This is a genomic window from Achromobacter xylosoxidans, from assembly GCF_014490035.1.
Classification (GTDB): Bacteria; Pseudomonadota; Gammaproteobacteria; order Burkholderiales; family Burkholderiaceae_B; genus Achromobacter; species Achromobacter bronchisepticus_A.
On the sequence record NZ_CP061008.1, the window covers coordinates 1,300,729 to 1,312,682 of the forward strand.

At 67.7% G+C, this 11,954-nt stretch carries 13 protein-coding genes; 9 read left to right on the forward strand and 4 right to left on the reverse strand.

Annotated features, from left to right (window positions below):
• The first annotated feature begins 86 nt into the window (after positions 1–86).
• The 7 genes from IAG39_RS06005 to IAG39_RS06035 all read left to right on the forward strand — a co-directional run bounded on the left by IAG39_RS06005 (position 87) and on the right by IAG39_RS06035 (position 7,082).
• Complete coding sequence (locus IAG39_RS06005; RefSeq protein WP_118934777.1) at positions 87–1,157, forward strand: ABC transporter substrate-binding protein; 1,071 nt, start codon at positions 87–89, stop codon at positions 1,155–1,157.
• Entirely contained in the window at positions 1,141–2,226 is a 1,086-nt protein-coding gene (locus IAG39_RS06010) for a FecCD family ABC transporter permease (protein ID WP_223283507.1), read from the forward strand. The genes IAG39_RS06005 and IAG39_RS06010 overlap by 17 nt, the downstream gene beginning before the upstream one ends.
• Complete coding sequence (locus IAG39_RS06015; protein ID WP_118934779.1) at positions 2,219–2,956, forward strand: ABC transporter ATP-binding protein; 738 nt, start codon at positions 2,219–2,221, stop codon at positions 2,954–2,956. Before IAG39_RS06010 ends, IAG39_RS06015 begins: the two co-directional genes overlap by 8 nt.
• Before the next feature lie 3 nt (positions 2,957–2,959).
• Positions 2,960–3,565, forward strand: a complete 606-nt coding sequence (locus IAG39_RS06020; RefSeq protein WP_118934781.1) for a hypothetical protein — start codon at positions 2,960–2,962, stop codon at positions 3,563–3,565.
• Positions 3,562–4,212, forward strand: a complete 651-nt coding sequence (locus tag IAG39_RS06025; protein ID WP_118934782.1) for a hypothetical protein — start codon at positions 3,562–3,564, stop codon at positions 4,210–4,212. Before IAG39_RS06020 ends, IAG39_RS06025 begins: the two co-directional genes overlap by 4 nt.
• Positions 4,213–4,268: 56 nt before the next feature.
• Positions 4,269–6,425, forward strand: a complete 2,157-nt coding sequence (locus IAG39_RS06030; RefSeq protein WP_118934784.1) for a TonB-dependent receptor — start codon at positions 4,269–4,271, stop codon at positions 6,423–6,425.
• A 114-nt stretch (positions 6,426–6,539) separates the two neighbouring features.
• On the forward strand, positions 6,540–7,082 hold the full coding sequence (locus IAG39_RS06035) for a hypothetical protein (protein WP_118934786.1): 543 nt from the start codon (positions 6,540–6,542) through the stop codon (positions 7,080–7,082).
• A 53-nt stretch (positions 7,083–7,135) separates the two neighbouring features.
• Here IAG39_RS06035 and IAG39_RS06040 read toward each other — a convergent pair whose 3' ends face one another.
• The 3 genes from IAG39_RS06040 to IAG39_RS06050 form a co-directional block, all read right to left on the reverse strand.
• Positions 7,136–7,891 carry an amino acid ABC transporter ATP-binding protein gene (locus IAG39_RS06040; RefSeq protein ID WP_118934788.1) on the reverse strand — a complete coding sequence of 252 codons (756 nt, stop codon included), beginning with the start codon at positions 7,889–7,891 and terminating at the stop codon, positions 7,136–7,138.
• Entirely contained in the window at positions 7,888–8,568 is a 681-nt protein-coding gene (locus tag IAG39_RS06045) for an ABC transporter permease subunit (protein WP_054452260.1), read from the reverse strand. Before IAG39_RS06045 ends, IAG39_RS06040 begins: the two co-directional genes overlap by 4 nt.
• An 84-nt stretch (positions 8,569–8,652) precedes the next feature.
• A complete protein-coding gene (locus tag IAG39_RS06050) occupies positions 8,653–9,435 on the reverse strand; it encodes an amino acid ABC transporter substrate-binding protein (protein WP_013395870.1) in 783 nt (260 codons plus the stop codon).
• Between the two features lie 236 nt (positions 9,436–9,671).
• Between IAG39_RS06050 and IAG39_RS06055 the strand changes: the two genes are divergently transcribed.
• Positions 9,672–10,715 carry a P1 family peptidase gene (locus IAG39_RS06055; protein WP_059377950.1) on the forward strand — a complete coding sequence of 348 codons (1,044 nt, stop codon included), beginning with the start codon at positions 9,672–9,674 and terminating at the stop codon, positions 10,713–10,715.
• Between the two features lie 85 nt (positions 10,716–10,800).
• Positions 10,801–11,430: a PAQR family membrane homeostasis protein TrhA gene (gene trhA / locus IAG39_RS06060; RefSeq protein WP_118934789.1), complete on the forward strand. Its 630-nt coding sequence runs from the start codon at positions 10,801–10,803 to the stop codon at positions 11,428–11,430.
• A gap of 19 nt (positions 11,431–11,449) precedes the next feature.
• Here the strand turns inward: trhA and IAG39_RS06065 are convergent, their stop codons facing one another.
• Positions 11,450–11,923 carry an Lrp/AsnC family transcriptional regulator gene (locus IAG39_RS06065; protein WP_059377705.1) on the reverse strand — a complete coding sequence of 158 codons (474 nt, stop codon included), beginning with the start codon at positions 11,921–11,923 and terminating at the stop codon, positions 11,450–11,452.
• Positions 11,924–11,954 lie beyond the last annotated feature (31 nt).

Below are 11,954 nucleotides of genomic sequence, written 5' to 3' on the forward strand. Positions count from 1 at the left end.
ATTAATGCGATTGATTCTTATTTGTAATGGTACCACTGCGGAGGCCGCCATCAATGACCGGCCTTTGCTGCGCAACCCACTCCCACATGACCATCTCAGCGTATTTCCGCACCGCCGCGGCGGCAGGGGTTTTCTTGTCGTCCGCCGCCAACGCGGCGCCCATCGTGTTCCAGGACATGCTGGGCAATCCCGTGAGCCTGTCAGCGCCAGCCCAACGCGCAGTGACCCTGCCGATGCCGGCCGGATCGCTGCTCATCTCGCTGGATGGGGGCGCACAGCGCCTGGCCGGCATGCATCCCAGCGCCCACGGGTTGATGAAGGACGGGCTGCTGGCGCGGATCTTTCCGGCCACGGCCCAGGTGCGCACCGACATCACCCGGTCCGGCTTCGTGCCCAATGTGGAAACGCTGCTGCAGATCCAGCCCGATCTGGTGTGGCAGTGGGGGCACATGGGCGACGATCTGATCGCACCTCTGCGCAATGCCGGACTGCCGACCGCGGCGCTGGTGTACGGCACCGAAGACCGTACCCGCGTATGGATACGCCTGATGGGCCAGTCGCTGGGGCAGGAGGCTCGCGCGCAGTCCCAGTTGCGCTGGCGCGATCAGGTGCGCGCGGACATCCGCGTCGTCACCGATGGCATTCCGGCCGCCAAGCGGCCGGGGGTGCTGTACCTGTCGCGTTATGCGCCGCAGCTGCGCGCAGCCGGCGGCAACACCAGCTTCGAGGACGACATCACCCTGGCGGGCGGGCGCAATGTTTCGGCTGCCATCGCCAGCGGCCAGACCGTGAACATCGAGCAGATCATGGCCTGGGCGCCCGAGGTGATCCTGCTGAACAACTTCGAATCGGGATTGACGCCCGAAACCCTGTATGGCGACCCGCTGTTTGCCGACATCCCCGCCGTGCGCGATCGCCGCGTCTACAAGGTGCCGATGGGCGGCTATCTGTGGGATCCCCCCAGCCAGGAATCGCCCTTGTACTGGCAGTGGCTGAGCATGCTGCTGCACCCGGAAAAATTCTCCTGGCCCTTGCGGGACAACATCGCGCGGGCCTACGGCGAACTCTATGGATATCAGCCTGCGGCTGGCGAGGTCGACGCAGTGCTGCGCCTGAAAATGAACGAGGGAGCCGCGGGCTATGAACGCTTCCGTTGAAACGGCGCGCACGCCTGCCGCGGGCACTTGCGCGCGGCCGGGGCTGTGGGCGTGGTCGTGGCTGCTGATGGCGCTGGCGCTGCCGGCGTCCGTGTTGGCGGCGCTGTGCGTCGGCCGCTACCCCCTGGCGCTGTCGCAGGTGTCCAGCGTGCTGGCCGGGCTCGCATTGCCGGACGGCCTGGCGAACTGGCTGCCGTCGGTCGGCGCCACGGAGCATCGCGTCGTCATGCAGGTGCGCTTGCCGCGCGTGCTGCTGGCGGTGCTGGCCGGATCCAGCCTGGCGATGTGCGGCGCGGCGCTGCAAGGCGCTTTCCGCAATCCGCTGGTCGGGCCGCAGATCCTGGGCATTTCCTCGGGCGCGGCGTTTGGCGGCTGCGCGGCGATCCTGTTGTTCTCATCGCTGTGGGCAACGCTGGGCCTGGCGTTTGCCGGGGGCCTGCTGGCGGTGGCCGTGGTCTATCTGCTGGGCCGTTCCAACGGCCGCACGACGATCCTGATGCTGGTGCTGGCGGGCGTGGTGACCAGCGCCTTCTTTTCCGCGTTGATATCGCTGACCACGTACTTCGCGGATCCGAACGACAGCTTGCCGGCCATCGTGTTCTGGCTGATGGGCAGCTTCGCCACCGCAACCTACGTCAAGCTGGCGGCCGCCGTGCCGCCCATCGTGGCTGGCATGGCGCTGCTGGTCGCGCTGCGTTTCCGCATCAACGTGCTGTCCTTGGGCGACGAGCAGGCCAGCGCCATGGGTATCGCCGTGGAGCCCTTGCGTTGGCTGCTGCTGGGCTGCGCCACGCTGGTGGTGTCGGCCAGCGTGGCCGTATCGGGCACGGTGGGCTGGGTGGGATTGGTGGTGCCGCACATTGCGCGCATGTTGGTCGGCCCCGACCACCGGGTGCTGCTGCCGGCCAGCGCCCTGATCGGCGGCACCTACATGGTGTGGGTCGATACCGTGGCCCGCAGCGCCACCAGCGCCGAGATTCCGCTGGGCGTGATTACCGCGCTGATCGGCGCGCCGCTGTTCGCATGGCTGTTGCGCCGCGCCCAGAGCAAGGGGGCGCAGCATGCTTGAACTTGCACAACTGTCCGTGCAGGCAGGCGGCCGGCGCCTGCTGAGCGACCTGTCCTTGAGTCTGCCCGCGGGCCAGATCCTGGCCGTGCTGGGGCCGAACGGGCGCGGCAAGACGACGCTGCTGCGCACGATATTGGGGCTGAACCCTCCTGCCGCGGGCACCGTGCGCCTGCAAGGCCACGCCGCCTATGTTCCGCAGCGCAGCGACACGCTCTACGCCTACGACGTGCTGACCATGGTCAGCATGGGGCGCGCGCGGCATCTGCGCTGGTATGCGGCGCCTGGCGCCCGGGACTGGAGCATCGCTCGCGACTGCCTGGGGCAGGTCGGCCTGGGGCATCTGGCGGACCGCCCGTTCCACGCCTTGAGCGGCGGCGAGCAACAACTGGCCTGCATTGCGCGCGCCTTGGCCAGCGCCAGTCCCATCATCATCCTGGACGAGCCCGCGGCGGCCCTGGACCTGCGCAACCAGGACGTGGTTTTGTCGCTGCTGCGCCGGCTGGCGCAGGAGCAGGGCCTGGCGGTGGTTTTCACCACGCACCAGCCGCAGCACGCGCAACACATCGCCGACCAGACCCTGCTCATGCATGCCGGCGCTTGCGAAACCGGCCCCACCGCCAGCATGTGCGTGGACGAGCGCCTGAGCCGCCTGTATGGCCTGCCGGTGCGCGTGGCCACGTTGCACGGCGAGTCCGGCGACATCGTCGGCGTGATCCCCGTCTTCCGTTGAATCATGAAAAACAAGATTGCCTACCTGAACAACTGGAGCGGGGACGGTCCCGCCGCGCTGACCGGCGGCGCCGCGCCGCGCGCGGCCTGCGTGCCGCTGTATCAACTGCATGAGCGCGATCTTTCCGGATTCCGCGCGCTGCTGCTCCCGGCACACACGGACCAGCGCTATCTGTTGCAGCAGGGCGCGCTGCTGGAAGCCTATCTGGAATCGGGCGGCACGCTGGTCTTCAACGGCCATGTTGCCTATCCCTTTCTGCGCTGGCTCGCGCCCTTCGTGCCGGGCTCCGGCGCGGGCATCGCGGGCCTGCGAGTGCAGCGCGCCGCGCCCCATCCGCTCTTTGACGGCGTGGATCCCGAGCACCTGACGTTCCGCCGCGGCGTGGCTGGCTTTTACGCCCGCGGCAGCAACCCCGCGCCGGCCGGCGCGCTGGTCCTCAACACGCTGGGACCTGACGCCCAGGCCATCGATTGGATCCTGGCCCTGCCGGGCGGCGGGCGGCTGCTGGTGCATTCCGGCAATGACCTGTGGATGTATGCCGGCAGCGCCGACAGCGCCGGCCGCATCGTCCCGCAACTGTGCGCCTGGCTGAACGGAGATGCGGCATGACTGCAGGCCCCACCCCCGTGATCGCGGCGCTGGACGCCGGCACCTATTACCACCATCGCACCTTCCGCACGCCGGAGCTGATGCCGCATATCGACCGCACGATATACATCCGCGACCTGGACCCGGCCGCGCTGGAGGGCTGCGATGCGCTGATCGTGTCCTGCCGCAGCAATCCGGATCTGCTGACGCCGCACCGGGAACTCTGGCGCCGCTTCCTGGCCGCGGGCAAGACCCTGGTCGCCATGGGCGAAACGCATTCCGAACGCTGGCTGGACGGCGTGCGCTGGACCCCGTCCGAAGTGAACTTCTGGTGGTGGAAGGAGCCGGACGCCGACTCCGGCCTGCGCCTGGCGGCGCCCGAACATCCGCTGTTCCGCTATTTGACGCTGGCCGACGCCACCTGGCATCAGCACGGTTCCTTCGCGCCGCCGCCGGGCGCGCTGTCCCTGATCGACAAGGCCGGCGCCGGATCGGTGCTGTACGAAGACAGGTGCAGCACGCCGGGCCGGCTGATCGTGACCTCGCTGGACCCGATGTACCACCACGGCAGCTATTTCATGCCGGCGTCCAGCCGCTTCCTGCGCGGGTTTCTGCCCTGGTTGAAGGATTCCACGCCTGCCGTCGGTCAGGACATCCCTCCCGGCTGACGCAGCGCGGCTCTCCGCGCCCATTCCGATTTTGCCCCTCTCTCTTGTGTGCTTGTATGCAACGCTCCTATTTGTATGCCCCCTTGGTCGGCGCCGGACTGCTGACCGCCGCCATGGCCGCGCCCAGCGCCGCCGCCGACGTTCCGCAACTGCCGTCGATCCAGGTCACGGCCGAAGGCCAGCCCGATGACGGCCGCCTGCGGCCGATGGGGGCGACGCCGCCCGCGGCCTCGATCGACCACAATGTCACGCAGGCAGTCAGCGTGGTCGACAGCCAGGACATCGACCGGCTGAACACGATGAGCACGCTGGACCTGCTGGGCCGCGTGCCCAACGCCACCATCAGCCGCAGTGGGGGCATCGCCGGTACGCTATTCCTGCGCGGGCTGAACACCAACGACATGCGGGTGCCGATGTTCATCGACGGCGACCGCTTCCGCGGCCGCAATACGCTGCAGTTCATGCTGATCAGTCCGACCGAGATCGAACAAGTCGAAGTGGTGCGCGGGCCGAACTCCTCGCGCTTCGGCAGCGATGGCCTGGGCGGGCTGGTCAATTTCGTAACCAAGCGGGCGCACGGCAACCTGAGCCAGCCCTTTGGCCTGAACGGCGGCGAGGCTTCGGTCACGTACAACACCAACGGCGATGGCGTGCAGAGCAACGTGGCGCTGGAAGGCGCCGGCGACGGCTTCGACCTGCGCGTTTACGCCACCGGACGCCGCGCCAGCAACTATGACAGCGCGGCGGGCGAAGTGCCGAACAGCGACTTCCGCGGCGCGGGCGGGGGCATCGTGCTGGGCTACATGCCGGATGCGCGCCAACGCATCGAGGCCAGCGCCCGCGTGGCCTACGTCAAGGACGGCGCGGCCGGCACGGTGCCGCCGTATCCGCTGAGCTATAGCCGCCGCGATCCGCTCAAGGTGAAGCAGGGCAGGCTGGCCTACAGCGGCGAGTTCGACGGCGCCATCAGCGCGCTCAAGGCCAGCGTCTATGTGAACGAGTTCGGCACCGTCATGGCTACGCACAACGAAACCAATCCGGCGCGCGTGGTCGACGCGCGCAACAACGTGATCGGTCCCGTCGTGTGGGGCGGCAGCGTGGCCGCCACGGTGCCTTGGGCCGACACCAATACGACTTTTGGCCTGGACTTCATGCACGAGCGCCGTCCCGGATCGGAATCGCGCAGCGATATCACGGTGCGTCGTCCCAACGGCACCACCACCACCAGCACGCCCTACGTCAAGACCGGACCGGACCAGTACCAGACCAACGTCGGCGCGTTCCTGACCACGGAGTGGAAACCCGCTCCCAAATGGACCGTTACTGCTGGCGGCCGGTTCGACTGGTTCAAGTCCGACGTGGGACTGGAGCCCTTGCCGTCGCCCAATCTGCTGCCGGCATTCCGCGCCGCGCAGAACACGACCGAGACCGCCACCACCGGCAGCCTGGGGCTGTCCTACCGCGCCACCGAAGTCGTCGAACTGCTGGGCAGCGTGGGCAGCTCGTTCCGCATGCCGTGGACCTCGGAGATGTTCAGCAGCGGCTATACCGGCACCAGCTACACCATTCCGAATCCGGGCCTGAAACCGGAGCGCGGCGTGACCGTGGAGGCCGGCACCCGGCTGCACTTCGAGCAGGCCACCGTCGGCTTGACCGCCTTCAGCAGCAACTACAGCGACTTTCTGGAGAACGTCACCACCACCTATGAAGGCCTGCCCGCCACGCAGCGCCGCAACGTGGGCAAGGCGCGGATCCAGGGCCTGGAGCTGGATTGGCGCTGGCAGCTGAGCCGCGAGGTCAACCTGTACGGCAACGCCAGCTACCTGTACGGCACCAACCGCACGACCGACACGCCGCTGCAATCGATCGCGCCCTTCAGCGGCCTGGTCGGCCTGCAATACATGAGCCCCAATGAAGCCTATGCCTTGAGCGGCGAACTGCAATGGGCCAAGGGCCAGAGCCGCTACGCGGAACGCGCGGAGTATCCGGCGGCGGGCTTTGGCGTCGTGAATCTTTACGCCCAGTTCCAGCTGGATCGCCTTGGGCTGCCGCAGCTAGGCAATACCCAGGTCGTGCTGGGCGTGAACAACCTGTTCGACCGCGCCTACCGCACCGCGGCGACCTCATCCAACGTGGCCTACGCCATGACGGATCTGAATCCGCTGCTGGAACCCGGCCGCAGTTTCAGCCTGACGCTGCGCACGCGCTTCTGAGTCGGCTTGTCCGCCCCGGCGCGCCCAGGCGCGTCATTCAATCCCAGACCCACCCACGCGCAGGCGGGCCGCCATGGCGGCGGCCCGTCGCCGCGCACGATACGGAGAGAATCCATGATCACCCCTGAACAACAAGTTTCCTCATTGACCGTGATGGCCGAGGAAGGGCCGCTGCCCATCTGTTTCGACGCGGTCCAGGCCTATCATGGCCATGGCGCGCTTGCCATGCTGGCGCTGACTTTCCAGGGTCTGCGCGGCGCGCTGTCCAGGCTGGAACAGGATGGCGTGCCAGTGCCGCGCAAGGAGTTGTCCGTCATTAGCGGGCATCCCGGCCCAGGCGTGCGCGACGCATTCGAATTCGTCACGCGCGCCGTCACGCGCGGTTGCTACGAGGTGGACCTGACGCTGCCCGAAGCGCGCTACAGCCGCGGCGCGGACAAGTCATACAGCTTCCATCTGCGCCGCGGCGCGCGCAGCGTCCAGGGCGTGTTGCGCCCCGGCGTGCTGCCGCCGGAATTTTTTGACTTGCTGGGAAATCCCGCGCCGAACGCCCAGCGCGTTCACGCCGAACTGCGGCGCGATATCGCCGCGCGGGTCATCGCGGCCGAACCTGCAACGCTGTTCGATTTTCGGGCAATGGAAAGCCAGGAGGGCTGAGACGGCAGGGACGGCGGGCCTGACGGGGGCTCGCCCCACCGGCTCCTGCCGTCCTACAGCGCGGCATCCTGCGTCAGCGTCGATATGAACGCCGCCGTGCGCGGGTCCGCCGGCTGGCTGAACAGCGTGCGCGAGTCGCCGGATTCGACCACCGAGCCATCCAGCAGGAACACCACTTCGCGCGATACGCTGGCCGCCAGGCGCAGGTCGTGGGTGGCCATCAGCATGGTCATGCCTTCGGCGGCGAGCTGGCGCAGCACGTCCACCACTTCGGCGGCCAGGCCCGGATCCAGCGCCGAGGTCGGCTCGTCGCACAGCAGCACGCGCGGCGCGGGCGCCAGCGCGCGGGCGATGGCCACGCGCTGCTGCTGTCCGCCCGACAGGTTGGCGGGCCAGGCGTCGCGCTTTTCCAGCATGCCGACCTTGCGCAGCAATTCCTCGGCGCGGGCGCGCGCGCGGTCCAGCGGCCACTTCTGCACGGTCAGCAGGCCTTCCATGACATTGCCGATCACGGTCTGGTGCGGGAACAGCTGGAAGTTCTGGAACACCATGCCGGTCTGCTTGCGCACGCGCTGGACCTGGTCGCGCGAGAGCTTGCGGCCGGGTTCGAAATGCACCGTTTCCGGGCCGATCTCCAGCGTGCCTCGGTCCGGCACTTCCAGCAGGTTCACGCAGCGCAGCAAGGTGCTCTTGCCGCTGCCGGACGGGCCGATCAGGGCGGTGACGCTGCCTTCGGCGATGCTCACGTCCACCTGCTTGAGCACGGGATTGCCGCCGAACGCCTTTTCTATCTTTTCCAGGCGGATCATCGGTTTTTCTCGGTAAAGACCGCGTGCTGGCCGAAGCGCCGTTCCAGGCGCACCTGCGCGGCGGACAGGACGGAACTGAACACCAGGTAGATCAGCGCCGCCTCGGTGTACAGGATCAGCGGTTCATAGGTGACGGCGGCAATGCGCTGCGCCGCCTGGAAGATCTCGGGCACGGTCAGCACCGCCGCCAGCGAGGTGTCCTTGACCAGCGCGATGAAGGAATTGGACAGGGGCGGCACGGCCACCCGCGCCGCCTGCGGCAGGATGGTCCGGCGCAGCGCCTGCGCCCGCGTCATGCTCAGCGAGTACGCCGCTTCCCATTGGCCCTTGGTGATGGACTCGATGGCGCCGCGGATCACTTCCGAGTTGTACGCGCCCACGTTGAGGGTGAAGCCGATCAGCGCGGCCGGCAGCGGATCCAGCACGATGCCGACGCTGGGCAGGCCGTAGAAGATCACGAACAGCTGCACCAGCAGCGGCGTGCCGCGGATCAGCCAGACGTAGAAGCGCACCACGGCCACCAGCGGCGCCGGTCCGAACAGCCGGATCAGCGCCACCACGAAGGCCAGCGCCAGGCCCAGCGCGAATGACATCAGCGTCAGCGGAACCGTGAACATCAGCCCCGCGTGCAGCAGGGGCCAGAACGAGTCCAGCATCAGTTGCACCCAGGCCGGCACCGCCCAGTTGCCGAGTTGCGCCAGCAGCCAGTCGGGCAGGACGGATTGCAGCCAGGGGGGTAGCGTCATATGCGCTCCGCTCGCTTATTGCGCCGACAGGTCCGTGCCGAAATACTTGACCGAGATGGTTTTGTAGGTGCCGTCCGCCTTGATGTCGGCCAGCGCCTTGTTGATGGCGGCCTGCAGTTCGGGGTTGCCCTTGCGGATCAGCACGCCCGAATTGCTGAACTCGGCGGTCTTGTCGGTGGCGGCGATCTTTACCTTGGCATTGGGCTTCTGCTTCTTGAAGTCCAGGAACGACAGGTTGTCGTTCACCGTGGCCTCGACCCGACCCGAGGTCAGCAGGTCGATGGCTTCATTGAAGCCCTGCACAGCAATCACTTCCGCGCCGTGCTGTTGCGCCAGCTTGCCGAAGTTGCTGGTCAGCGTGTTGGCGGATTTCTTGCCCTTCAGGTCGTCGAAGGACTTGATGCTGGTGTTGTCGTCGCGCACGATCAGCACGGCGGCGGACGAGATGTAGGGATCCGAGAAGTCGTACTTGGCGCGGCGCGCGTCGGTGATGCCGACCTGGTTGATCACCGCGTCGTAGCGCTTGGCGTCCAGGCCGGCGATCAGGCCGTCCCACTTGCCTTCGACGAATTGCGCCTTGACGCCCAGGCGTTCCGCGATGGCGCGGCCGATGTCCACGTCAAACCCGGTAAGCTGGCCGGATGCGTCGTGGAAAGTGAAGGGGGCGTAGGTGCCTTCGGTGCCGATCTTGAACACGCCGGCGGATTTGATCTGGTCCAGTCCGGATTGGGCATGGGCCGCGGACAAGGCGGCGACCTGGACGAGGCCGGCGACGAACAGCGTACGGAAGAGTTTCATGGCGGTGCTCCACGGATGGCAGATATCTCGGTGGAGAGCATCCGTGCCTGCAATGCCCTCCGGCGTAGCCGCACTCTAACAACGCGTCTATTTTTCCACAAAGCATAAGGAATAGTAAAAATATAGCGGCAAGTCATATGGCGATACCCATGCTCCGGCGCGTTGCCGCCGGGGTTCATCCAGGCAGGACTTCAGTGGAGATCGGTGTGGAACAGCAATGGAACAGGCGGGCTTTCATGATCGCGGCCGCAGGCGCGGCAGCAGCAAGCGCAATGCCCGCCCAGGCCGCGGACGGCACGCGGCTGATGCCGGGCAGCGGCAGCATCACGCAGGTGGCGGGTTTGCGGGTGGGGCACTACACCGACACGCGCCGGCCCACGGGCTGCACCGTCATCATCGCCGAGGCCGGCGCGACCGCCGGGGTCGACGTGCGCGGCGCGGCGCCGGGCACACGCGAAACCGACCTGCTCAATCCCGTCAACATGGTGGAGAAAGTGCACGCCGTGGTGCTGTCCGGCGGCAGCGCCTTCGGCCTGGATGCGGCTTCGGGCGTCATGCGCTATCTGGAAGAAAAGAAGATCGGCTTCGACGTGGGCGTGGCGCACGTGCCCATCGTGCCTTCGGCCATCCTGTTCGACCTGGGCGTGGGCGACGCCTCGATCCGGCCCGACGCGGCCGCGGGCTACCAGGCCTGCAAGTCGGCCACGGACGCCGCGCCGCAGGAAGGCAACGTGGGCGCGGGGGCGGGCGCGACGGTGGGTAAGCTGTACGGTCCCAAGCGCGCCATGAAGGGCGGCATCGGCAGCGCCTCGCTGACCGTGGCGGGCGTGACGGTGGGCGCCATCGTCGCGGTCAATGCGGTGGGTGACGTGGTGGATCCGGCCACCGGGCGCGTCCTGGCAGGCGCGCGCACCGCCGACGGCAAGATGCTGCTGGATACCCGCGCCGCGATCCTGGCGGGCGATTTGCCCAAGTCCATGCGCCCAGGCACCGCCACCACCATAGGGCTGGTCGCCACCGACGCCAAGCTCACCAAGGCGCAGGCGCAGAAGATCGCCGGCATGGCGCATGACGGCCTGGCCCGCACCATCAATCCCATCCACACCATGCTGGATGGCGACACCATCTTCGCGCTGGGCACGGGCACGTCCGGCAAGCCGGGCAACGTGATGCTGCTGGGCGTGATGGCGGCCGAGGCGATGGCGATCGCGGTGCAGCGCGCGATCCTGTCGGCGCGCGCGCTGGAAGGCTATCCGGCGGCGGTGGACTTCGTTTCCTGACGGCCGCGCGTCCTGACCTCGGCCTGTCACACAAGGGCGCCATCATGGATGGCGCCGGCGCGTGGCCGGCGGGCGGAGGGCGTGCATGTACAAGGGCGAACGATTCAACGGCGCGACGCACCTGGCCGGCCTGGCGCTGGCGGTGGCCGCTTCGGGCGCCCTGATCGCCCGCGCCGCCGAACTCAAGGTGGACACGCGGCAGGTGGTTGCCTGCGCCGTGTTCGCCGCGTCGATGATCGCCGTCTATGCCTCTTCTGTACTGTTCCATTGCTCGCGCGGCCGCCGCAAGGCCTGGTGGGCCAAGGCCGACCATTGCGCGATCTACCTGCTGATCGCCGGCACGTACACGCCGCTGGCCTACGGGCCGGTGGAGCATGGCTGGGGCGCGGCCATGGGCGTGGCGATCTGGCTGCTGGCGGCGGTCGGCATCAGCCGCGAGCTGTGGTGGGCGCGGGGCGCGGCGCCGGCGCTGCCGCTTTATCTGGCGATGGGCTGGCTGGGCGTGATGTTCGCCGCGCCGATCGCGGGCGCCTTGTCCGCGGCTGGGCTGGCCTGGCTGCTGGCGGGCGCGGCGGTCTATACCGCCGGTACGCTGTTCTACGCCAACGACCAGCGCTGGCCGCATGCCCACGGCATCTGGCACCTGTTCGTCATGGGCGGCACCGCCTGCCACTTCGTGACGGTGTTCGGCTTCCTGCGGCTGAGCCCGGCCTGAGCGGGGTTTCAGCGGGCCGCTAGCGCCAGCTTGCCAGCGGCAGCATGCCGCCGCGGTCCTTCACTTTGCGCATGACGATATGCGAGGACAGGTTCCGCACGCCCGGGATCTTGCTGAGCTTGTCTTCGACGAACTGTGAGAACGCCTTCAGGTTGCGCGTGCACACCGTCAGGATGTAGTTGGACGCGCCCGTCACGATGCTGGCCTCGGTGATCTCGTCATGCAGGGCGATGCCGGCCAGGAATTCCTCGTGCCAGCCGGGACGCGACTGGTCCAGCGACACATGGACGATGGCCTCCAGCTCGAACCCCAGTTTTTCGGCGTCCAGCACGGCGCGATAGTGGCGGATCAGCCCGCTTTCTTCCAGCGCGCGCACCCGCCGCAGGCAGGCCGAGGGCGACAGCGCCACCTGCTCGGCCAGGTCCTGGTTGCTGAGGTGGCCGTTCTCTTGCAGCCGGTAAAGAATGCGCTGGTCTATGGCGTCGATCTGCATGGTGCAATCAAATTCCAAAAAAGTGGATTAT